This is a genomic window from Streptomyces sp. NPDC090022, assembly GCF_044748145.1.
Lineage (GTDB): Bacteria > Actinomycetota > Actinomycetes > Streptomycetales > Streptomycetaceae > Streptomyces.
Map to the genome: position 1 here is coordinate 145,307 of NZ_JBIVFN010000009.1, position 22,855 is coordinate 168,161.

Below are 22,855 nucleotides of genomic sequence, written 5' to 3' on the forward strand. Positions count from 1 at the left end.
CCCGATCGTAACCAGCGCGGCGTCACGCCGGCGGCCTCATGCCGTCGGTCTCATGCCGGCTGTTTCATACCGGCTGCCTCATACCGTCGGCGGGACCGGCTGTGGCGCGGTGGGACCGACGTACCGGGCGGACGGGCGGATGATCTTCGAGTCGGCCGCCTGCTCCAGGATGTTCGCGCTCCAGCCGACCACGCGCGCCGCGCAGAAGGTGGGGGTGAACATCTCGCGCGGCAGTCCGCACAGCTCCATGACCACGCCGGCGTAGAACTCGACGTTGGTGTGCAGCGCGCGACCCGGCTTGAGCTCGGCGAGGATCGCCTCGACCCGGGCCTCGACCTCGACGGCGAAGTCCACCAGCGGGCCGCCGAACTGCTGGGCGATCTCCCGCAGCATCCGCGACCGGGGGTCCTCGGTGCGGTAGACGGGGTGCCCGAAGCCCATGATCCGGTCCCCCGCCAGCACCCGCTCGCGGATCCACGGGTCGATCCGGTCGACCGTCCCGATGGCGTCGAGGGTGTCCAGGGCCCGGCTGGGCGCCCCGCCGTGCAGCGGCCCGGAGAGCGCACCGATCGCGCCGGTCAGACAGGCCGCGACGTCGGCGCCGGTGGAGGCGATGACGCGGGCGGTGAAGGTGGAGGCGTTGAAGCCGTGGTCGATCGTCGAGATCAGATAGCGCTCGACGGCCCGGGCCCGGACCGGGTCGGGCTCCTCGCCGGTGAGCATGTACAGGTAGTTGGCGGCGTACGGGAGGTCGTCGCGCGGCTCCACGGGCGCGAGCCCCTGCCCGAGCCGGTGCAGCGCGGTGAGCAGGGTCGGTACGGCGGCACAGGCGGCCAGCGCGTCGGCGGCCCGGCGCTCGGGGTCGAGGTCGTAGACGGGCCGGAAGCCGGCGCAGGCGCCCAGCAGCGAGAGCCCGGTGCGCAGCCCCGCGAGGGGGCCGGAGAGCGCGGTGGCCCGCGCGAGCCCGGGAAGCGCGTCGCGGACCTCGGCGGGCAGCCGGCGCAGGGGGGCCAGTTCGGCGGTGAAGGCGGCGCGCTCGGCGGGGCCGGGCAGCGTGCCGCGGAACATCAGGTGCCAGACGTCCTCGAAGGAGCGGCTGCCGGCGAGCTCGACGGCCGAGTACTGGCGGTAGTGGTAGAAGCCCTCGCGGCCTCGGACGTCACCGAGCTCGGTGTCGGTGACCACGACACCCGCGAGGCCGCGCGGTACGTCGACGGGGGTGGCGGGGGTGGTGACGGTGGCTGCGTTCATGTGTCGACCATCCATGCTTGACTCGATCCTTGTCAATATTGATTGAATCAACATGTCCGGATGCCTGTATAGGGTGGCGCCATGGACAACCGGCTCACGACCCGCGAGGCTGCCGAACTCCTCGGCGTCAAGCCCGCGACGGTCTACGCGTACGTCAGCCGCGGCCAGCTCAGCAGCCGCCGCGACCCGGTGGGCCGGGGCAGCACCTTCGACGTCGCCGAGGTCGAGGCGCTGGCCCGGCGCAACCGCCGGGAGGCGGCGGCCCCGGCCGCCGGGGAGCTCTCCGTACGCACCGGGCTCACGCTCATCGAGCCGGACCGCTACTGGTTCCGGGGCGTGGACGCCGTCGCGCTGGCGCAGCGGTACGCCTACGAGGAGGTCGCCGAGTGGCTCTGGACCGGACGGCTGCCGCACGGGGCACGCCTGACGGCCCCGCCGCACCTGCTGGCGGCGGCCCGCCGCGCGGTGGCCGCGCTGCCGGAGCACAGCGGTCCGATCGACCGGCTGCGCGTGGCCACGGCGGCGGCGGCCGCGGCCGACCCGCTCCGGTTCGACCTGGCGCCCGAGGCGGTGCTGGGCACGGCCCGGTGTCTGATCCCGACACTGGTCGGAGCCCTGCCGCCGGCGGGAGCACCGGGAGGCGGGGCGGAAGCGCCGGGAGACGGGGCGGAAGCGCCGGGAGACGGGGCGGAAGCGCCGGGAGACGGGGCGGAAGCGCCGGGGGACGGGGCCGGTGGGCCGGACCGGCTGGCCCGGCAGTTGTGGGCGCGGCTGACCCCACGGCCCGCCGAACCCGCCGCGGTCGAGATCCTCGATCTCGCGCTGGCCCTGCTGACCGACCACGACCTGGCCGCCTCCACCCTGGCGGTGCGCGTCGCGGCCTCGGCCCACGCCCACCCGTACGCCTGCGTCTCGGCGGGTCTCGGCGTGCTGGAGGGGCCGCTGCACGGCGCGGCCGGGGCGCTGGCCCACCGGATGCTCGCCGAGGTGCTGGAGCGGGGCGGGGCCGCGCCCGTGGTGGCGGACCTGCTGCGCGCGGGGCGCCGGGTACCGGGGCTCGGACACCGGCTCTACGAGGGCGAGGACCCGCGTGCCGGGGCCCTGTTCGCCCGGCTGGCGCAGCTGCCGCAGGCCGCGGCGGCGCTGGCGGCGGCCCGGGACGTGGTCGCGGTCACCGCCCGCCACGACGGCAGGCTGCACGCGAACGTGGACCTGGCGCTGGCCGTGCTGACGGTGTCCTGCGGGATGGCCGCCGAGGCCGGCGAGACCGTGTTCGCGGTGTCCCGGACGGCCGGCTGGATCGCCCACGCCCTGGAGGAGTACGGCGAGCGCCCGCTGCGCATGCGCCCGAGCGGCCAGTACACCGGCCCCCGGCCGCCGCAGCCGATGCCGTGAGCGACGGGCGCCGCGGCCGCGCCGTGGGCCACCGCCGCCCCGTCCGCAGCCGTACGCGTCGGCCGTAGCCGGGGGACTTCGCGCGGGCGGAGGTTCCGCAAAGCCGGAGGGCCACCGTACGGTTTCAGGTCATGAGCACCGCACCGGACGGGGGACGACGGCCGGGTCCCGGGTGGACCCGGCGGTTCGGGCTGCCCCGCCGGGCCGTCTCGCAGATCCTGCTGACGCAGCTGGCCATCGCCACCGGGGTCACCGCCCTGGCCACGGGGCTCTTCCTCGCCCCGCTGAGCGCGCAGCTCGACGACCAGGCCATGCGGCGGGCGCTGGCCATCGCGCAGAGCACCGCCGCCGACCCCGCGGTCGCGGGCGGTGTGCTGGCCTCCGGCCCCGCGCCGGACAGCGCGGTCCAGGCCGCCGCCGAACGCGTCCGCCGGGCCACCGGCGCCGAGTACGTCGTGGTCCTCGACCTGGAGGGCATCCGCCGCTCCCACCCCAGTCCCGAGCGGATCGGCGAGCACGTCTCCACCGACCCGGCCGACGTGCTGGCGGGCCGCGAGGTGATGGAGATCGACGAGGGCACCCTGGGCCGCTCGGCCCGCGGCAAGGTGCCGCTGATCGCCGCCGACGGCGAGCTCATCGGCGCGGTCTCGGTCGGTATCGCGTACGACAGCGTCCGCGACCGGCTGCTCGGGGCCATCCCCGGCCTGCTCGCCTACGCCGGCGGCGCGCTGGCCGCCGGTGCCCTCGCCGCCTGGCTGATCTCCCGCCGGATCCAGCGGCAGACCCGCGACCTGGCCTTCTCCGATATCGCGGGGCTGCTCGCCGAACGCGAGGCGATGCTGCACTCCATCCGCGAGGGCGTGGTCGCCCTCGACCGGCACGGCCTCATCCGGCTGGTCAACGACGAGGCCGCGCGGCTGCTGGGCCTGGGCCCGGACGCGGCCGGGCGCGCGCTGGACGACGTACTCGGCCCCGGCCGCACCACCGACGTCCTCGCGGGCCGGGTCACCGGCCGCGACCTGCTGACCGTGCGCGGGCCCCGGGTGCTGGTGGCCAACCGGATGCCGACCGAGGACGGCGGTGCCGTCGCCACCCTGCGCGACCGCACGGAGCTGGAGCACCTCGGCCGGGAACTGGACTCCACCAAGGGGCTGATCGACGCCCTGCGCGCCCAGGACCACGAGCACGCCAACCGGCTGCACACCCTGATGGGCCTGCTGGAGCTGGGGCTGCACCAGGAGGCCGTGGACTTCGTGACCGAGGTCGTCGGCGTGCACCGGACCACCGCCGAGCAGGTCACCGAGAAGGTCCAGGACCCGCTGCTGGCCGCCCTGCTGATGGGCAAGGCCACGGTGGCCGCCGAGCGCGGCGTCCCGCTCCGGCTGGCCGGGGCCACGTACCTGCCCGACCGTCTGGTGGATCCCGGCGGGCTGGTCACGATCGTCGGCAACCTCGTGGACAACGCGCTGGACGCCTCCTGCGGCTCGCCGTCGCCGCTGGTGGAGGTCGAACTGCGCGCCACCGGCCACACCGTCGAGCTGCGGGTGCGCGACAGCGGTCCGGGCGTGCCCGCCGCCCGCCGTGAGGAGATCTTCACGGCGGGCTGGTCCACCAAACAGCCCGCGGCCCACCGCGAGCGCGGGCTGGGGCTCGCGCTCGTGCGCCGGCTCGCCGAACGCCAGGGCGGCAGCGCCCGGGTGGGCGAGGGGGCGGACGGAGGGGCGGAGTTCTCCGTCGTACTCCCGGAGGCGCTGCGATGAGCGAGCCGCTCGCCGTCCTGGTGGTGGACGACGACGTACGTGTCGCCCGGATCAACGCGGCGTACGTGGCGAAGGTTCCCGGCTTCCGGGTGGCGGCCGAGGCCCACTCGGCCGCGCGGGCGCTGGACGTGATCGCCTCCCGCCCGGTCGACCTGATCCTCCTGGACCAGCACCTCCCCGACGGCAGCGGCCTGGACCTGGTACGCCGCCTGCGCGAGAGCGGCCACCACACCGACGTGATCATGGTCACGGCCGCCCGGGACCTCGCCACCGTGCAGGCCGCCATGCGGCTGGGCGCCCTGCAGTACCTGGTCAAGCCGTTCACCTTCGCGGGCCTGCGCTCCAAGCTGGAGGCGTACGCGGCCCTGCGCCGGACCCTGGCGGGCGGCGGCGAGGCCGAACAGGCCGAGGTGGACCGGATCTTCGGCGCCCTGGCCTCGGCCGCCACCCCCAACGAGCTGCCCAAGGGCCACTCCCCGACCACGGCGGAGCTGGTGCGCCAGGTGCTCCTGGCCGCCCCTGGTCCGCTGTCCGCCCAGGAGATCGCCGACCGCGCCGGCATCAGCCGCCAGACCGCCCAGCGCTACCTCAAGCTGCTGGACCGGACCGGCCGGGTCCGCCTGACCCTGCGCTACGGCGAGACCGGCCGGCCGGAGCACCGCTACGCCTGGGTCCCGGCCGGTCCGGGCACCGCGGTGTGACGCGCGGGCCCCGCCCCCCGGCTCAGACCGCGCCGGCGCCCGTCAGCGAGCGGACCTCGGTCTCGGCGTGCCGGGCCTCGTCCGGGACCTCGCCCGAGACGACCGTGCCGAGCCAGCCGGCCAGGAAACCGAGCGGGACCGAGACCAGTCCGGGGTTCTGGAGCGGGAAGAGCTGGAAGTCCACGCCCGGGAACAGGGATTCGGGGCTGCCGGAGACCACCGGTGAGAGCAGCACCAGCAGCACGGACGGGATCAGGCCACCGTAGACGGCCCAGACGGCTCCGCGGGTGGTGAATCCGCGCCAGAACAGCGAGTACATCAGCACCGGCAGGTTGGCGGAGGCGGCGACCGCGAAGGCCAGGCCCACGAGGAAGGCCACGTTGAGGTCCTGGGCGAGCAGCCCGAGTCCGATCGCCACCGTCCCGATGCCCACCGCGGCGGACCGGGCGACCGTGACCTCGCTGCGCTGCCTGGCCCGGGGGCGCCTCAGCGAGGCGTACAGATCGTGCGCGACCGAGGCGGAGGAGGCCAGCGTGATGCCGGCGACCACGGCGAGGATCGTTGCGAACGCGATGGCGGCGACGAGCGCGAAGAGCACCGCGCCGCCGGTGGAACCGGCGCCGCCGCCGAGCAGCGCGGCGAGCAGCGGTACGGCCGTGTTGCCGGAGGCGTGGGAGGCGCGGACCGCGTCCGGGCCGACCAGCGCGGCCGCCCCGAAGCCCAGCACGATGGTCATCAGGTAGAAGGCGCCGATCAGCGCGATCGCCCAGACCACCGACCGGCGCGCGGCCCGCGCCGTCGGCACGGTGTAGAAGCGCGAGAGGATGTGGGGCAGCCCGGCCGTGCCGAGGACGAGCGCGAGGCCGAGGCTGAGGAAGTCCAGCCGCGCGGTCCAGTCCCCGCCGTAGCGCAGCCCCGGGCTGAGGAACCGGCTGCCGTGCCCGCTCCGATCCGCGGCGCTGGTCAGCAGCTGGTTGAAGTCCCCGTGGAAGCGCAGCAGGACCAGCACGGTGAGCGTGATGGCGCCGCCCATGAGCAGGACGGCCTTCACGATCTGGATCCAGGTGGTGGCGCGCATCCCGCCGAAGGAGACGTAGATGACCATCAGCGCGCCCACGCCGACGACGGTCCAGGTGCGCGCGGCGGCGCCGGACGAACCGAGCAGCAGCCCGACCAGACTGCCCGCCCCGACCATCTGGGCGACCAGGTAGAGCACCGAGACGGTCACCGAGGCGGTGCCCGCCGCGATCCGTACGGACCGTTCGCTCATCCGGGCCGCGACCACGTCGGCGAGGGTGAAACGGCCGCAGTTGCGGACCAGTTCGGCCACCAGGAACAGCACGACCAGCCAGGCGACGAGGAAGCCGACGGAGTACAGCATGCCGTCGTAGCCGAAGAGGGCGATCAGGCCGGAGATGCCGAGGAAGGAGGCCGCGGACATGTAGTCGCCCGCGATGGCGAAACCGTTCTCCAGGGGTGAGAAGAGCCGGCCCCCGGCATAGAACTCCTCCGGCGAGCCGCGCCGGTTGCGGCTCACCCAGGTGGTGATGCCCAGCGTGACTGCGATGAAGACGCTGCACAGGATCAGCGCGAGGGTCTGGTGCTCGGTGGTCACCGGCCGGCCCCCCGGGTGTGCTCGTCGCGGCGCCCGAGGTCCCGGGCCTGCTCGAAGACGGTCCAGCGCAGGTCGAGCGCCGCCCGGTCCCGGCGCAGCCGGGCGTGGCGGGCGTAGGCCCAGGTCAGCAGGAACGTGCTGGCGAACTGGCCGAGGCCTGCGAGCAGCGCCACGTTGACCGCGCCCACGACCGGGCGGGCCATCAGACCGGGCGCGGCGACGGCGGCGACGACGTACGCGACGTACCAGAGGAAGAAGCCGATGACCGCCGGGACGACGAAACGGCGGTAGCGACTGCGAACCTCCTGGAAGGCGGGACTGCGCTGGACCTCGAGGTAGATGTCGGACGCCGACGGGCGGTGCGGCGCGTCCTCGGAAAGGGGTGCCGCGGCCGGTCCCCCGCCCTCGCCCTCGCCCCAGCCGGCGGCCGGCGCGTCGTACCAGGGGTCGTCCAGCCGGATCGTTCCGGCATCACGACCATCGTGCTTGTCCACCGAACTCTCCTTGTCCGCGGCCGCAGTGGCCGCGTGTGCACAAGGATGTGCGGAGGGACGGTTTCGAGACTGATGTCCGGGTGCTCTTCACCCCATCAGGTGATGGCGTGAAGAGCACCCCGGCGCGTACGCGGCACGCGTACGGCGCGTGCCCGGCGCGCACGGCCCGCTCCGCCGTCGACCTGCGTACGCGGCCAGCCGGCGGCGGCGGGCGGCGGTACGGATCAGGCGTCGATGCGTGAGCGGTCCAGGGTCGCGGCCGAGCTCGTGATGAACTCCTTGCGCGGCGCCACCTCGTTGCCCATGAGCAGGTCGAACACCTGCTCCGCCGACTCCAGGTCGCCGATGTTGATCCGGCGCAGGGTGCGGTGGCGCGGGTCCATGGTGGTCTCCGCCAGCTGGTCGGCGTCCATCTCGCCCAGACCCTTGTAGCGCTGGATGGAGTCCTTGTAGCGGATCCCCTTGCGCTGGTACTCCAGCAGCGTCTGGCGCAGCTCGCTGTCCGAGTACGTGTAGACGTACTTGTCCTGGCCCTTCTTGGGCTGGACCAGCTCGATGCGGTGCAGCGGCGGCACGGCGGCGAAGACCCGGCCGGCCTCGACCATCGGCCGCATGTAGCGCTGGAACAGGGTGAGCAGCAGGCAGCGGATGTGCGCGCCGTCGACATCGGCGTCGACGAGCAGCACGATCTTGCCGTAGCGGGCGGTGTCGATGTCGAAGGTCCGGCCCGAGCCGGCCCCTATGACCTGGATGATCGCGCCGCACTCGGCGTTCTTGAGCATGTCCGAGACCGACGACTTCTGGACATTGAGGATCTTGCCGCGGATCGGGAGGAGCGCCTGGAACTCCGAGTTCCGCGCGAGCTTGGCGGTGCCGAGCGCGGAGTCGCCCTCGACGATGAAGAGCTCGCTGCGGTCCACGTCGTCGCTGCGGCAGTCGGCCAGCTTGGCGGGCAGCGAGGAGGTCTCCAGCGCGGTCTTGCGGCGCTGCGCCTCCTTGTGCTGGCGGGCCGCGATACGGGTCCGGGCAGCCGCGACGATCTTCTCCATGACCGCGCGGGCCTGCTGCTTGTCGTCGCGCCTGGTGGAGGTCAGGAAGGCCTTGAGCTCCTTGGCCACCACGTTGGCCACGATCCGGTTGGCCGCCGAGGTGCCGAGCACCTCCTTGGTCTGGCCCTCGAACTGCGGCTCGGCCAGCCGGACGGTGACGACCGCCGTCAGGCCCTCCATCGCGTCGTCCTTGACGACGTCGTCCTCGGCCACGCGCAGCAGCTTGGCGGAGCGGAGCACCTCGTTCACGGTCTTGGTGACCGAGCGCTCGAATCCGGACACGTGGGTGCCGCCCTTGGGGGTGGCGATGATGTTCACGAAGGACTTCAGCGTGGTGTCGTACCCGGTGCCCCAGCGCAGGGCGATGTCCACGCCGAGCTCACGGGTGACCTCGGTGGGGGTCATGTGCCCGCGCTCGTCGAGGACCGGGACGGTCTCCTTGAAGGTGCCCTGGCCGGTCAGGCGCAGCACGTCGCAGGCGGCCTTGTCCTGGGCGAGGTACTCGCAGAACTCGCTGATGCCGCCGTCGAAGCGGAAGACCTCCTCGGTCTTGCCGGCCCCGTCGATGGCGCGCTCGTCGCGGACCACGATGGTCAGGCCGGGCACCAGGAAGGCGGTCTGGCGGGCGCGCTGGTAGAGGGTCTCCAGGGAGAGCCGGGCGTCCTTGAGGAAGATCTGGCGGTCGGCCCAGTAGCGCACGCGCGTGCCGGTGCGGCCCTTGGGGACCCGCTTGCCCTTGTGGAGGCCGTTGGCGGGGTCGAAGGGGCTGTCGGGGCCCTGCTCGGTGAAGATGCCGGGGACGCCGCGGCGGAAGCTGATGGCGTGGGTGGCGCTGTTGCGGTCCACCTCGACGTCCAGCCGGGCGGACAGCGCGTTCACCACGGAGGCGCCGACGCCGTGCAGACCGCCGGAGGCGGCGTACGAGCCGCCGCCGAACTTGCCGCCGGCGTGCAGCTTGGTCATGACGACCTCGACGCCGGACAGGCCGGTCTTCGGCTCGACGTCGACCGGGATGCCCCGGCCGTTGTCCTTGACCTCCACCGAGCCGTCCTCGTGGAGGACGACCTCGATGTGGTCGCAGTAGCCGCCCAGGGCCTCGTCGACGGAGTTGTCGATGATCTCCCAGAGGCAGTGCATGAGGCCACGGCTGTCCGTGGACCCGATGTACATTCCGGGGCGCTTGCGGACGGCCTCAAGACCTTCGAGGACGAGCAGGTGCCGCGCGGTGTAGTTGGAGCCGTCCCGGTCTGCTCCGGTCAGCAGCGCGCTGGAAGGCACGGACGTGTCGGCGGTCACGCAGTTCGCTCCTCGCTGAATTTCTTTTCTGGCCCGGTCGGGCTCAGGGGTGGCTCGGTTGCCGTCCAGAGGGTACCGAGGCCAGGTAGAGCCGATGCAACGCCACCCTCGTGCGTTCTTCAGCGTAATACAGAACCGCACGCACGTTCGATCGCCCGAAGGGGTGAAGCAAACATCACGTTCCCTTCCGCGCATGAACCATTTAGGGTTCGGGCACGTCCTCATGCACAACCGGCACCCACGCCGGGGAGGACATGACCGATGCGACAACGAGCAGCACCGACAAACAACGCGAAACCGTAAAGCAACGCAATACGGCTCCTTCGCCGCCAACCGGCAGCAGCCGGCCAGCTTCGGAAGGAAGTTTCGAGGAAAAGCCGCGAGCGGGAACGTTTTCGGCCTGGTTGGATGTTGACCCTGGTACGACAGCTCGTCGAGCTAGAGAAGAGGCGACGTGACTACTGTTCTGACCCCCGCGACCCCGCTGACGGCCGCTGACCGATGCGACCGTTGCGGCGCCCAGGCATATCTGCGCGTCGTCCTGATGAGCGGCGGTGAACTGCTCTTCTGCGCCCACCACGGGCGTAAGTTCGAGCCGGAACTCAAGAAGATCGCCGCGGAAATACAGGATGAGACTGAGCGGCTCACGACCGCTCCGGCCAGCGCCGACACCGAGGAACGCTGACACCTCGCATCCCGACGAGCCAGGACCGGCCAGGCCGGTCGACGGGCGGCCCCTGTGACCCAGGGTGCCGCCCGTCCTCGTTCCCGGTTCCCGGCCTTTGCGCGCGCTCAGCCGCGCCGTACGACCGGCTCACGCGCGAAGTCCGCCAGCGGGGCGATCCGCGTGTAGACGCCCGGACTGTCCGCGCGCCCGCAGCCGCGTCCCCAGGACACGAGCCCGATGAGGTGGCCCCCGGCCACCAGCGGGCCCCCGCTGTCGCCCTGACAGGCGTCCCTGCCCCCCTCAGGGTCCCCCGCGCACACCATCGAGTCCGCCCGGTACTGCCCGTCGGTGTCCCCCGGGTACGACCGCCCGCACTCCTCGTCGGAGAGCACGGTCACCGGAGCGGCATTGAGCCCGTACGCATAGTCACCGAAGCCACTCGTATCGCCCCAGCCGTATACGGTCGCTTCCGTACCGGCCCCGTACGCCGGATGCTCCGCCTCGGCCAGCGGCAGGACGTGGGCCGCCGGGACGGATTCGGCCAGTTCCAGTACGGCCAGGTCCCCGGCGTTGGTGACGGCGTCGTACGCCGGGTTCACCCGGGCCGCCCGGACGGCGATCTCGCGGCCTTCGGGCGACTGCAGCTCGGTCCGTCCGGTGATCACCCGGAAGTCCCGCAGGGACTCGACCGTGCCCCCCAGGACCGCGCGGCTCAGGCAGTGCGCCGCGGTCAGCACCCTCGTGGGGGCGACGATCACGCCTCCGCAGAACTGCCCCGCACGCGTACCCCCGAACCGGTGACGGCTGGACAGCGCCACCACCCACGGACTGTCGGCCACCTTCACGGGTTTGCCGCCGATCACCACGCCGTCGGCGACAGCCCGTGGCGCCTGGGCCAAAGGTGCCACGGCCGCTCCCGCCACCAGGGTCAGCGCGCCCGCCAGGACACGGGAAAAGGGACGACGCATAGGGCCTCCTGACTCTGTGTGTGCATGACTCCACCCAGAGTGGGACGCCCGGTGGCCGTGCGCACCCGCGCGCGGCCCGCGCCGGCTCCTAGTCGAGGTAGTCGCGCAGGACCTGCGAGCGGGAGGGGTGCCGGAGCTTGGACATGGTCTTGGACTCGATCTGGCGGATGCGCTCACGCGTGACGCCGTAGACCTTGCCGATCTCGTCCAGCGTCTTCGGCTGGCCGTCGGTGAGCCCGAACCGCATGGAGACCACGCCGGCCTCGCGCTCGCTGAGCGTGTCGAGCACCGAGTGCAGCTGCTCCTGCAGGAGCGTGAAGCTGACGGCGTCCGCCGGGACGACGGCCTCGGAGTCCTCGATCAGGTCACCGAACTCGCTGTCGCCGTCCTCGCCGAGCGGGGTGTGCAGGGAGATCGGCTCGCGCCCGTACTTCTGGACCTCGATGACCTTCTCGGGGGTCATGTCGAGTTCCTTGGCCAGCTCCTCCGGGGTGGGCTCGCGGCCCAGGTCCTGGAGCATCTGGCGCTGCACGCGGGCCAGCTTGTTGATCACTTCGACCATGTGCACCGGGATGCGGATGGTGCGGGCCTGGTCCGCCATGGCGCGGGTGATCGCCTGGCGGATCCACCAGGTGGCGTAGGTGGAGAACTTGTAGCCCTTGGTGTAGTCGAACTTCTCGACCGCACGGATCAGGCCCAGGTTGCCCTCCTGGATCAGGTCCAGGAAGAGCATGCCGCGGCCGGTGTAGCGCTTGGCGAGGGAGACCACGAGGCGGAGGTTGGCCTCCAGCAGGTGGTTCTTGGCGCGGCGGCCGTCCTCGGCGATGATCTCCAGCTCGCGCTTGAGCTTGGGGGCCAGCTTGTCGGAGTTGGCCAGCTTGTCCTCGGCGAACAGGCCCGCCTCGATGCGCTTGGCGAGCTCGACCTCCTGCTCGGCATTGAGGAGGGGCACCTTGCCGATCTGCTTGAGGTAGTCCTTGACCGGGTCGGCGGTGGCGCCGGCAACCGCGACCTGCTGCGCCGGGGCGTCGTCCTCGTCGTCGTCGGAGAGCACGAAGCCCTTGTTCTCGCCGCTCTCCTCCTCGTCCTCGGCCTTGACGGCACCGGGGCCCTCTTCGAGCGGCTCTTCCTCGGAGGCCTCGTCGACGTCCTTCTTGGCGGCCGTCTTCTTCGCCGCGGTCTTCTTCGCGGCGGTCTTCTTGGCGGGGGCGGCCTTCTTGGCGGCCGTCTTCTTCGCCGCCGCCTTCTTGGCGGGGGCGGTCTCGGTTCCGGTCTCGTCCGCGAGCGCGTCGGTGGTGTCCGGCTCCACGGGCCCGGCCGCCGGGGCCGCGGCGGCGACGGTCTTGGCGGCCGTCGTCCTCGCCGCGGTCTTCCTGGCGACGGGCTCGGTGGCCGTCCGCTTGGCGGGGGTCTTCGCTGCGACGCTCTTGCGGGGGCGCTTGGGCGACTCCGCGGCACTGACCATCAGCGTCACACCCTCTTCCTCGAGGATCTGGTTGAGGCTGCGCAGAACATTCTTCCACTGGGTTGGCGGAATCTGGTCAGCCTCGAAGGCCCGACGCACGTCATCGCCGGCGATCTGCCCCTCGGCCTTGCCCCGCTCGATGAGCGCCATCACAGACTCGGACTCGGCGATCTCCGGCGGGAGCGTACGGGATGTGCTGGCCGACACGAACAACCTCTCGGAACGATGGGAACGGCTTCCGACCCCGGTCTGGTGCTGGACCGGAGCCGACGACCACCGACCTGGGGATGGTCCGGCGGCGCGGGCAGGGGCCGGGGAGCTGTACAGCACCCCCAAGGGCTGCTGTCTTCCCTCCGTCGGCCATCACCTCTTAAGTCATCGCGTGACCTCGCAGAGTGTTACGCGCAATATTCGTGGCCCGAGTCACATCCCCGAGTCATACCGTGTCCGCACATGGATGTCGCCGGGCCCCCACCGGGCCCGGCGACCGCTCGCTCCGCCTCCGCGCCCCGCTCGCCGGGCGCCCTCAGTGCTCGCGCGGGGCCGGAACCACGCGCTCGACCTCGGGGTGGACCGTCAGGAGCTGGCGCATGGCGTTCTCGGCGCCGACCGCGTCCCCGGTGGCCAGGGCCTCGACGATGCGCGCGTGGTGCGCGACGGAGGTCTCGCTGGGCCGGTCGCAGGACGTGACCGGGCTGCCGGAGACCTGGAGCGCGGAGGAGACGATGCCGGAGAGGTGCTCCAGCATGCGGTTTCCGGCGACCTGGATGAGCAGGGCGTGGAACTCGTTGTCGGCGCGCGCGAAGGTGATCGCGTCCCCCTGGGCGAGGGCGTGGCCCATGATCTCGACCATGTCGGCGAGGCGCTGCTGGACGTCCTGGCGGCCGTGGCCGGCGGCGAGGCGGGCGGCGAGCGGCTCGATCGTCCAGCGGAGCTCGTTGAGCTCGCGGCGCTGGTCCTCGCGCTGGGGGCCGAAGGCGCGCCACTCGATGATGTCCGGGTCGAGCAGGTTCCAGTCGCTGACGGGCCGCACCCGGGTGCCGACGTTGGGGCGGGCGCTGACGAGGCCCTTGGCCTCCAGGACCCGCAGCGATTCGCGGACGACCGTGCGGGAGACCTCGAACCGCTGGCCGATCTCCTCGGGGACCAGCGGGCGGTCCGCGCCGAGGTCGCCGGAGACGATCATCTGACCGAGCTGCTGGACGAGTTGGCCGTGCAGGCCCCGGCCGCGGCTGCCCGCCGCGCGACGGCCCACCCGGCTCAACTCGACGTCGGCGCCGTCCCAGTGGGGCGCTCCGACGCGGTCGGTGCCGGAGGCCTCCGCGTAGGTGTAGCGATCGAGTTCGCCCGGGCCGGCGAGGCCGGTGTCGGCGTGGCGGGCGGCGGTCATCATGGTGTGCGCAAGGGTACTCACGAATCCTTTGTCGGCCGCGCTTCAGCGACCCTTGAGGTCTTTGGTGAAAAGCACACGAAAGGGTGATCGGTGCCACCTGCGCAATTGACGACTTATCGTAAGGAACCGGGCTTTTTGCGAGGAGTTGTGGTCCTGTTCGAGTGATCCGGACGTCTTCGGTCGCCTCGGATCCGGCTTCGGTCCCGAAGTGATCAGAGGCGGACTCGGCCGCGCAGGCCGGTGAACCCATAGGCGCACAACAGGACCATCAACGAGAGCACCAGAGCGGTCCCGACGGGCTGGGCCATCACCCGCAGCACGCCCTGGACCAGCCGGTCCGCCTCCGGCGGCCACTGCGCCCAGGTCAGCCCGCGCAGCCGGGCCGCCATGCCCGAAGCCGGGTACGCGGAGGGGCCGTCGAGAGCCTTGCGGACCAGCGGCACCACGAGCAGCGGCACCGCGAACACGGCGGCCAGGCCGGCGGTCGCGGACCGGAAGACCCCGGAGGCGAGTACGCCCGCCCAGGCGCAGCCGACGAGGAGCCCGGCCCAACTCACCGCCGGGGCGAGCCACTCGGCCGGCACCCGCAGCGGGCCGCGGTCGAACACGAGCGCCAGCGCGAACGCGTCGGCGGTGACCGCGAGGGCGCCGAGGAGCAGGGCGAGGGCGCCGCAGACACCGAGCTTGGCGGCCAGCAGCCCCAGCCGCCGGGGCACGGTGCCGCGGTCGGCCGCGAGGGCGGGGTAGCGGTACTCCTCGCCGAAGGCCAGGGCGCCGAGCAGGCCGGCACCGATGGCGGCGGGCGGCAGCGGGAACAACTGCGGCCAGGCGGCGAGCAGCCGGTTCTGCGAGGCCTGCCCGGCCCGGGCCAGGATCAGCGCGGTGACCATGGACACGACGACCACGGTGGCCGCGGTCAGCACCGGGGTGGCGGTGCCGAAGACCCGCCGCAGCTCGTAGCGCAGTGGCCGCAGCGGCCCGCCCATCCTGCGCACGGCCGATACGGGCGGCTCGGCGGTGCGCGCCGCCCGGGCGCGCTCGCCACGCCCGTCACCCGGTTCGGTCCTGGCCGGCGGGACCGGCGCGCCGGTGTCCCCGGTCTCGTCGGCGAGCTGGTGGACCAGCACCCCGTGCCGGAACGCCGCCTCACCGACCTCCGCGCAGCTGCTGCCGTACACCGACAGCCGGCTGCCGCTCTCCTCGACGATCTCCACCGCCCGCCGTCCGGCGCGCGCCTCGCGGCCCAGTACGTCGGCCAGCCGGGCCGCGTGCGGGGTGCGCACCGCGACCCGCGGCCGCAGCCGGGTCCGCGCGAACGCCTCCACGTCCTGGTCGGCGACGAGCCGGCCGGCGTCGATGCTGACGACCCGGTCGGCGCTGCGGGCGGCCTCCTTGGGGTCGTCGGTGGTGAACAACACCGCCCCGCCCAGGGCCGCATGACCGCGCAACAGCCCGAACAGCCAGTTCCGCTCCCGGGGCGAGAGCCCGGCGGCGGGCTCGTCCAGCAGCAGGGTGCACGGGTCGGCGAGCAGCGCCGCCGCGAGCCCGACCCTGCGGTCCATGCCGAGCGAGAGCGAACCGAGCCGCTGGTCGCGCAGGCCCGCGATGCCCACCACGTCGAGCATGGCGTCGGCCCGCGCGGCCGGCACACCGGCGGCGGCGCACAGCATCCGCAACTGGCCGCGGACCGTCCGAGCGGGGTGCCCGGGAACGTCCCCGAGCAGGACGCCCACCTCACGGCCGGGATGCGGGATCCGGTGCAGGGGGCGGCCGCGGAAGTAGGTGACGCCGCGCCCCGGTTGGAGTTCGAGCATCAGCCGCAGAGCGGTGGTCTTGCCCGCACCGGCTTCGCCGAGCAGAGCGGTGACGCTCCCGGGGTGGACCTCGAAGGTGAGGTCGTCCACGGCGGGAGGGAGGTCTCGGCGGGGCGCACTGGTGAGTCCGATGGCTTGGAGCATCGCTTCTCCCGCGGGGGGTGAGACCGCTCTGCGGCAGTGTGAGTACCCCACGCAAGATAACGCGATATGTCCGATTTTCGATGCAAGCGCCCCGACGGAATGTCGGGTCGTCAGACTTCCGGACGCAGCATCGGCGGATTGAGCAGGGTCGCCCCGCCGGCCCGGAAGAGCTGGGCGGGCCGTCCGCCCTGACGGGTCGTCGTGCCCCCGGCCGGCACCAGGAACCCGGGGGTCCCGGTGACCTTGCGGTGGAAGTTGCGCGGGTCGAGGGCCACGCCCCACACCGCCTCGTACACCCGGCGCAGCTCACCGACGGTGAACTCGGGCGGGCAGAAGGCCGTGGCCAGCGAGGAGTACTCGATCTTCGAGCGGGCCCGCTCGACACCGTCGGCGAGGATCCGCGCGTGGTCGAAGGCGAGCCCCGAGGGGGCCTCGCCACCGCCGGCGAGGAGCTCGTCCACGGGGGCCCAGCGCGCGCTGTTGGCGTCTCCACCGGCCCGGGGCGCCGGCAGGTCGGGCGCCAGGACCAGATGCGCCACGCTGACCACCCGCATCCGCGGGTCGCGCTTGGGGTCCCCGTAGGTGGCGAGCTGCTCCAGGTGCGCGCCGTTGCCCACGCCGGGCTCGCCGGCGTCGTGAGCGCACAGTCCGGTCTCCTCGGAGAGCTCGCGGGCCGCGGCGGCCGCCAGGTCCTCGTCACCGCGGACGAAACCGCCGGGCAGCGCCCACCGTCCCTGGAACGGTGGCTCACCCCGTCGGACCACCAGCGCGCAGAGCGCGTGGCGCCGCACGGTGAGCACGACCAGGTCGACGGTGACAGCGAAGGGCGGATAGGCCGACGGGTCGTAGGGCGACATGCGGCGATCATAGTCGTCTGCCTGACGATAAACAGTCCTTTGGCCATCCCGGACCACCGAATGCGGAACGCGAGCGGGCGCCACGGTGACCGGCCACGCCCCCTGCGCCCGAGATGGCGCCGAAGTGACCCGCTACCCACCCAGTTGCAGGGCATCGGCCGCCTCCTCCACCATCCCGAGGCCGAGTCGGCTGACCCGGACGGTGAACGGCTCGCCCGCGACCCGCAGCTCCGACAGACGCACCGCCCCGAGCGGGGCCCCGGCCAGCGGGGCCAGAGCGACCGTGCCCGCCGGGACGTCGGGGCGGATCCCGGCCAACGCGGTCAGCGCGTGGATCCCGGCGGCGGCCGCCACCGCGGCCGGGCGGCAGGCAGCCGGATGCGGAAGCGGAGCGCTGCCCGCGGTGCGCTGCTCGGCGGCGTACATCTCCGGCAGCCGGTGACCGAAGCACTCGGCCGCGTCCAGCAGCCCCCGCAGCAGGCCCTCGGCCTCCTTCTCGAAGCCTGCGGCGGCCAGTCCGGCCACCGCGACGGCGCTCTCGTACGGCCGCACCGCGCCCGAGCGGTGGCCGAACGGATTGTGACCCGGCTCCCGCGCGGCCATGCTGCGCAGCCCCCATCCGCAGTCCATGGCCGGGGCGCCCAGCAACCGGGCCAGCTGTTCGGTACGGACCTTGTCCAGCAGCCCGGGGGCGACCCGGCCGCCGCCCAGCAGTCCGGTGTCCAGCAGGTGCGCCGCGGCTCCGGTCAGCCGGGGCACCGGCCGCCCGTCGGGGTGCAGGGCGGCGGCGGGCCGTCCGCCGTCCGGTCCGTCGACCCAGAAGGCCTCGTGGAACCGCGCGCGCAGCGCGCCCGCCCACTGCCGCCACTCCTCGGCGCCGGGCCGCCCGCACGCGGCGAGCAGGTCGGCGCCGAGCAGCGCGGCCCGGTGGGCATGGGCCTGGGTCTCACAGCGCCGCGGCCCCGGATCGGGGTCGGCCAGCAGCCCGTCCTCCCCGATACTGCGCCGGAGCCAGTCCAGGCAGCGCTCGGCAGCCGGCAGCAGCCGCGCCACCTCGTCCTCGGGCAGCCCCCACAGCCGGGCTTCGGCGAGCACGACGGGGAAGGCGAGGGTGGCCTCCGTCCCCGTACACCCGGGCGGCAGGTGCGGCCCCGCGCTGCGCAGCGGCCCGGGGATCTTGCCGACGTCCTGCCCGGTCCCCTTGCCCGCGCCCCTGCCGGTGTCCTTGCCGCTGGGCCCGGGCTGGCTGCGGGCGAGGACCCGGAGGGTGGCCGCCGCGAGCCCCGTGCCGAGCGGCAGTGCCATCCTGGCGGCCCAGAGGGACTCGGCCGGGGCCAGACCACACCGCCAGGGCACTCCGGCCGCCACGAAGGCGTCCGCGGGCTCCTCGGGGTCTCTCAGCAGCAGCGCCCGCAGGTCGGCGAGGCTGGTGCGGAACCAGGCCTCCACCCTCGGGTCGTCGCCCTCGGCGCGCGCCTGGGCCAGCGGATTGGCCACCTGCCCGGCCGGTGCCCGCGCGCTGCGGTCCTGGGTGGTGCGCAGCTCGATGGTGCGGGACTCGCCCGGCGCCAGTTCCAGCTGCCACCGCAGCAGCCCGGCGGAGGCGAGGGCGTCGTCGGGCGGCGGTTCGGCGGTGGTGACCGCCTGGGCTTCGGTGGTGCTCCAGCGCAGCCCCGAGGTGTGCACGCCGGCGGGCAGCTCGGGCCCGGCCCGGCCTGCCGCGACGGCGGCCAGCTCGGCCAGATCGGTGCCCAGCGAGATCTCGACGGGCAGCCGCACCGGGCGGGCGGCGTAGCTGCGCAGGGTGATCTGCTCGGTGCCGTCGGCGTGCCGCACCCGCTCCACACCGATGTCGGGGTCCGGACCGGCCTCCGCCCCGGTCCGGACCGTCGCGGTGAAGGAGGCCCGGTCGGCGCCGAGACTGCGTCCCTGCACGGCGACCGGGTCGTGCCCGGCGACCCGGAGCAGGCAGCGGGAGAGCAGCCGGCGGCCTGAGCGGTAGATGCCGTCCAGTCCGCGCCCGGTCAGTTGTCCGTGTTCCGGCGAGATCACCAGGCTGGGCGCGGCGACACAGAGCACGGCACCGTGCACGGGCGGCAGGTCGGGCCGGCGGGCGGGCGGGGCCGCGGGCGGCCGGGACGGGTGCGCTCCCGGGGGATGGTCGTGGGGGCGAGCGGGGGAATCGAGGTGGGCCATGCGTCGCCTTGTCTGCGCTCCGGTGTGTTTCGCTGGGCGGCACGGGCGGGCCACTACCACCCCACAGCGCAACGCGGCCGCCCCCGCCCGGGTCACGCTCCGCACACCCCTGCGCAGCGGGGTCCACCACCGCTCGGCCCCGTTCACTGCCCGCTCCCCGTCGTCCTGCGCGTACCGCGGCGGGCGGTGCGGGTGGCCCGCCCGGGCGGGCGACCGGCCGCGGGGCGGTTGCGCGCCGGTTCGCGTCGGCGGCGTTCCTCCCGCAGGCAGTGGCGCAGCCCCTCGGGGTCCATGCCCTCGTTGCAGGCGTGGTGGAGCAGCTGGGCGAACCGGTAGTCGGCGTCGGCCCGCAGGGCCAGCGCCAGCGCGATCCGCGCGGTCGGTTCGTCACCGGTCGACCAGGAGACCCAGCCGGCCAGGGTGAGGGGGGCTGCCGCGTGCTCGGTGTACGCCCCGACGCAGCGCCGGGCCAGTGCCCGCCACAGCCGCAGGGCCGGGGCCGCCTCCTCGTCCTCCATCCACTCGGCGGCGATGTCGCGCACCTCGCGGTCCTGGAGTCCGAGGATCAGCGTGGCGGCCTCGTCGTGGCCGAGCAGTGCGTCGTCCCGGTCGTCGGCGCAGGGCCCGCCCTCCGGGGGCGGGGCGAGGGTGAGGCGCTCCATCAGGCTGCGGGCCAGGGTGAGGGTCTCGGCGCCCACCTCCTCCTTGGTCGCACCGCCCAGGATCCTCGGCACGAGGGCGACGGCGGCCCGGTCCAGGGCCCGCTCCTGCTCCTCGGCGGCGGCCCCGCGCAGGGGCAGCAGGCGGCTCTCGATGTCCTTGAGCGAGCCGCGGACCTGGAGTCCGGCGAAGGTGGCGGCCGCCGCCATCACCGAGGTGCCGGGCAGAGCCAGCGCGTTGCCCTCGGCCGGGCAGCAGCGCGGGTCTGGACAGCAGTAGCTCCAGTACCGGCCGGCGGAGATGCACAGCGCCTCCAGCACCGGCACGTCGAGGGTCCCGCAGGCGAGCCGGAGGCGCTGGGCGAGCGGCCGCAGCCTGGTCATCACCCGCTGGCCGGTCTCGCCGTCGCGCGGATCCTGGCACAGGAAGACGACGATCCCGTCGGGCTTGCCGGCGCGCCGCTCGCTGCCGCGGATCAGGCACTCCGCCGCCTGCCGGGCGGTGTCCTCCCACTCCGCGGGAGATGCCGGGATGCCCACACGCAGCCGGCCGCCGAAGCGGCCGCCCTCGCCGTGCACGGCGACCATCACGAGGGAGTCGGTGGGGTGGAAGCCGACCATGTAGGGCAGGGCGTCGGCCAGCTCCGCGGGGCTGCGCAGGGTGATCTGCGGGTCGGTGGACGGTCCGGACGGGTCGCGTGGTTCGAGTTGCTTCGTCATGGCTCGACGGTCCCGCGCATGATCCGATCCGAAAACCCCTGTGGATAACTACTCTTCACCCTTCAACATCCACATCCTCCGAGACGCCGTTGGCGCGATGTCCGACGCATCGGGTTGCATGGGGGCATGAACGCAGACCTGAGGTCCTCGGCCGATTCCGTGCTCGCCCGTCTCGTGGGAGACCCGACGGGCGCCGCGCGGCTGCGCGAGGACCAGTGGCGGGCGATCGAGGCCCTCGTCGCCCACAAGCGGCGCGCCCTGGTGGTGCAGCGGACGGGCTGGGGCAAGTCCGCGGTGTACTTCGTGGCGACGTCCCTGCTGCGTGCGGCCGGTGCGGGGCCCACCGTGATCGTCTCCCCGCTGCTCGCGCTGATGCGCAATCAGGTCGAGGCCGCGGCCCGGGCCGGCATCCACGCCCGGACCATCAACTCCGCCAATCCGGAGGAGTGGGAGGGCATCCAGGCCGAGGTCGCGCAGGGCGCGGTCGATGTCCTGCTGGTGAGTCCGGAGCGGCTGAACAACCCGGAGTTCCGGGACCAGGTGCTGCCCAAGCTCGCCGCGGCGACCGGCCTGCTGGTGGTCGACGAGGCGCACTGCATCTCCGACTGGGGCCACGACTTCCGCCCCGACTACCGCCGGCTGCGCACGATGCTGGCCGACCTGCCGCCGGGCGTCCCGGTGCTGGCCACGACCGCGACGGCGAACGCCCGCGTGACCGCGGACGTCGCCGAGCAGCTGGGCACGGGCGCGGGCACGGACGCGCTGGTGCTGCGCGGCACACTGGACCGGGAAAGCCTGAGCCTCGCGGTGCTGACGCTTCCCGACGCGGCGCACCGGCTGGCGTGGCTGGCCGACCACCTGGGCGAGCTGCCCGGCTCCGGGATCATCTACACCCTGACGGTGGCGGCGGCCGAGGAGGTCACCGCGTACCTGCGCCACCGGGGGCACACGGTCGCCTCGTACACGGGGAAGACGGAGAACGCCGAGCGCCAGCAGGCCGAGGAGGACCTGCAGGCCAACCGGGTCAAGGCGCTCGTCGCGACCTCGGCGCTGGGCATGGGCTTCGACAAGCCCGACCTGGGCTTCGTGGTGCACCTGGGCTCGCCGTCCTCGCCGATCGCCTACTACCAGCAGGTGGGCCGCGCCGGCCGCGGTGTGGAGCACGCGGAGGTGCTGCTGTTGCCCGGCCGGGAGGACGAGGCGATCTGGCAGTACTTCGCCTCGGTCGCCTTCCCGCCCGAGGAGCAGGTACGGCGCACCCTCGACGTGCTGGCGCGGGCCGGCCGGCCCCTGTCGCTGCCGGCGCTGGAACCGCTGGTCGACCTGCGGCGCACCCGGCTCGAGACGATGCTCAAGGTCCTCGACGTCGACGGCGCGGTGCACCGGGTGAAGGGGGGCTGGACCGCGACGGGCGAGCCGTGGGTGTACGACACCGAGCGGTACGCGTGGGTGGCCCGGCAGCGGGCCGCCGAGCAGCAGGCGATGCGCGACTACGCGGCGGCCACGAGCTGCCGTATGGAGTTCCTGCGCCGCCAGCTGGACGACGAGGAGGCCGCGCCGTGCGGCCGCTGCGACAACTGCGCGGGGGCCCGGTTCACGGCCGACGTCTCCCCCGCGGCACTGGACACGGCCCGCGGGGAGCTGGGCCGACCGGGCGTGGAGCTGGAGCCGCGCAAGATGTGGCCGACGGGCCTGGCGGCCGTCGGTGTCGATCTCAAGGGCCGGATCCCGGCCGGGGAGCAGGCCGCGACGGGCCGGGCGCTGGGGCGCCTCTCCGACATCGGCTGGGGCAACCGGCTGCGTCCGATGCTGGCACCGCAGGCTCCGGATCAGCCGATTCCGGACGACGTCGCGCAGGCGGTGGTCGCGGTGCTCGCCGACTGGGCACGCGGCCCGGGCGGCTGGGCCTCCGGCGCGCCGGACGCGCCGGCCCGGCCGGTGGGCGTGGTGGCGCTGCCCTCGCGCAGCCGGCCTCAGCTGGTCGGTTCCCTGGCCGCCCGGATCTCGGCGGTCGGGCGGATTCCGCTGCTCGGCACGCTGGCGTACACCGAGCAGATGCCGGAGTTCGGGCTCTCCTCGTCCAACAGCGCGCAGCGGGTGCGCGGGCTCCACCAGTCCTTGACCGTTCCCCCGGAGCTGGCCGCCACGCTGGCGGAAGCAGCGGGTCCGGTGCTCCTCGTCGACGACCGCGCGGAGACAGGCTGGACCCTGGCCGTCGCCGCCCGGCTGCTCCGGCTGGCGGGCACTCGGGAAGTGTTCCCGCTGGTCTTGGCCGTTCAGCCGTAACGGGAGGCGTCATGGTGAACGCTTCGGGGCAAGGATATGAACGGCAAACCAACCAATTCCGGTCGGCGGCGTCAATTGCTCGTTGCCGCATGCTCGCGGGCCACGCGAGAATCGGAGGGCTCCCG

The 22,855-nt window shown here is 73.6% G+C and carries 16 protein-coding genes; 5 read left to right on the forward strand and 11 right to left on the reverse strand.

Annotated features, from left to right (window positions below; all coding sequences use genetic code 11):
* Positions 1 to 78 precede the first annotated feature (78 nt).
* On the reverse strand, positions 79 to 1,266 hold the full coding sequence (locus tag ACIPXB_RS18870; RefSeq protein ID WP_401451054.1) for a citrate synthase: 1,188 nt from the start codon (positions 1,264 to 1,266) through the stop codon (positions 79 to 81).
* 66 nt (positions 1,267 to 1,332) lie between these two features.
* On the opposite strand from ACIPXB_RS18870, the gene ACIPXB_RS18875 reads away from it, so the two are divergent.
* The 3 genes from ACIPXB_RS18875 to ACIPXB_RS18885 all read left to right on the forward strand — a co-directional run bounded on the left by ACIPXB_RS18875 (position 1,333) and on the right by ACIPXB_RS18885 (position 5,107).
* The gene (locus ACIPXB_RS18875; RefSeq protein ID WP_401451056.1) at positions 1,333 to 2,646 is read left to right on the forward strand and encodes a citrate synthase; all 1,314 of its coding nucleotides are present in this window, start codon (positions 1,333 to 1,335) and stop codon (positions 2,644 to 2,646) included.
* A 131-nt stretch (positions 2,647 to 2,777) separates the two neighbouring features.
* Positions 2,778 to 4,406 (forward strand): ATP-binding protein, encoded by a 1,629-nt coding sequence (locus ACIPXB_RS18880; RefSeq protein ID WP_401451059.1) that lies wholly within the window; start codon positions 2,778 to 2,780, stop codon positions 4,404 to 4,406.
* Positions 4,403 to 5,107, forward strand: a complete 705-nt coding sequence (locus ACIPXB_RS18885) for a response regulator (RefSeq protein ID WP_401451062.1) — start codon at positions 4,403 to 4,405, stop codon at positions 5,105 to 5,107. The genes ACIPXB_RS18880 and ACIPXB_RS18885 overlap by 4 nt, the downstream gene beginning before the upstream one ends.
* Before the next feature lie 22 nt (positions 5,108 to 5,129).
* Here ACIPXB_RS18885 and ACIPXB_RS18890 read toward each other — a convergent pair whose 3' ends face one another.
* The 3 genes from ACIPXB_RS18890 to ACIPXB_RS18900 all read right to left on the reverse strand — a co-directional run bounded on the left by ACIPXB_RS18890 (position 5,130) and on the right by ACIPXB_RS18900 (position 9,561).
* Positions 5,130 to 6,722, reverse strand: a complete 1,593-nt coding sequence (locus tag ACIPXB_RS18890; RefSeq protein WP_401451064.1) for a cation acetate symporter — start codon at positions 6,720 to 6,722, stop codon at positions 5,130 to 5,132.
* Positions 6,719 to 7,216 (reverse strand): DUF485 domain-containing protein, encoded by a 498-nt coding sequence (locus ACIPXB_RS18895; protein WP_401451066.1) that lies wholly within the window; start codon positions 7,214 to 7,216, stop codon positions 6,719 to 6,721. The genes ACIPXB_RS18890 and ACIPXB_RS18895 overlap by 4 nt, the downstream gene beginning before the upstream one ends.
* 224 nt (positions 7,217 to 7,440) lie before the next feature.
* Positions 7,441 to 9,561 carry a type IIA DNA topoisomerase subunit B gene (locus ACIPXB_RS18900; protein WP_401451068.1) on the reverse strand — a complete coding sequence of 707 codons (2,121 nt, stop codon included), beginning with the start codon at positions 9,559 to 9,561 and terminating at the stop codon, positions 7,441 to 7,443.
* 454 nt (positions 9,562 to 10,015) lie between these two features.
* Here ACIPXB_RS18900 and ACIPXB_RS18905 point away from each other — a divergent pair, with 454 nt between their 5' ends.
* The gene (locus tag ACIPXB_RS18905; protein WP_150206969.1) at positions 10,016 to 10,246 is read left to right on the forward strand and encodes a hypothetical protein; all 231 of its coding nucleotides are present in this window, start codon (positions 10,016 to 10,018) and stop codon (positions 10,244 to 10,246) included.
* Positions 10,247 to 10,353: 107 nt separating this feature from the next.
* Here ACIPXB_RS18905 and ACIPXB_RS18910 read toward each other — a convergent pair whose 3' ends face one another.
* From ACIPXB_RS18910 to ACIPXB_RS18940, 7 genes are all read right to left on the reverse strand, one after another.
* On the reverse strand, positions 10,354 to 11,196 hold the full coding sequence (locus ACIPXB_RS18910) for a serine protease (RefSeq protein WP_401451070.1): 843 nt from the start codon (positions 11,194 to 11,196) through the stop codon (positions 10,354 to 10,356).
* Between the two features lie 88 nt (positions 11,197 to 11,284).
* Positions 11,285 to 12,868, reverse strand: coding sequence for an RNA polymerase sigma factor (locus tag ACIPXB_RS18915; RefSeq protein ID WP_401451072.1), 1,584 nt, complete (start codon positions 12,866 to 12,868; stop codon positions 11,285 to 11,287).
* Positions 12,869 to 13,187: 319 nt separating this feature from the next.
* Positions 13,188 to 14,075 carry a FadR/GntR family transcriptional regulator gene (locus ACIPXB_RS18920; RefSeq protein WP_401451074.1) on the reverse strand — a complete coding sequence of 296 codons (888 nt, stop codon included), beginning with the start codon at positions 14,073 to 14,075 and terminating at the stop codon, positions 13,188 to 13,190.
* Positions 14,076 to 14,266: 191 nt separating this feature from the next.
* On the reverse strand, positions 14,267 to 16,012 hold the full coding sequence (locus ACIPXB_RS18925) for an ATP-binding cassette domain-containing protein (protein ID WP_401451077.1): 1,746 nt from the start codon (positions 16,010 to 16,012) through the stop codon (positions 14,267 to 14,269).
* Between the two features lie 110 nt (positions 16,013 to 16,122).
* On the reverse strand, positions 16,123 to 16,869 hold the full coding sequence (locus ACIPXB_RS18930) for an NUDIX domain-containing protein (RefSeq protein WP_401451080.1): 747 nt from the start codon (positions 16,867 to 16,869) through the stop codon (positions 16,123 to 16,125).
* A gap of 132 nt (positions 16,870 to 17,001) precedes the next feature.
* Complete coding sequence (locus ACIPXB_RS18935) at positions 17,002 to 19,065, reverse strand: glycogen debranching N-terminal domain-containing protein (protein WP_401451082.1); 2,064 nt, start codon at positions 19,063 to 19,065, stop codon at positions 17,002 to 17,004.
* A 143-nt stretch (positions 19,066 to 19,208) separates the two neighbouring features.
* Positions 19,209 to 20,444 (reverse strand): DUF4192 domain-containing protein, encoded by a 1,236-nt coding sequence (locus ACIPXB_RS18940; protein ID WP_401451084.1) that lies wholly within the window; start codon positions 20,442 to 20,444, stop codon positions 19,209 to 19,211.
* A 126-nt stretch (positions 20,445 to 20,570) separates the two neighbouring features.
* Here ACIPXB_RS18940 and ACIPXB_RS18945 point away from each other — a divergent pair, with 126 nt between their 5' ends.
* Positions 20,571 to 22,730: a RecQ family ATP-dependent DNA helicase gene (locus ACIPXB_RS18945; protein ID WP_401451087.1), complete on the forward strand. Its 2,160-nt coding sequence runs from the start codon at positions 20,571 to 20,573 to the stop codon at positions 22,728 to 22,730.
* The last annotated feature ends 125 nt before the right edge of the window (positions 22,731 to 22,855 follow it).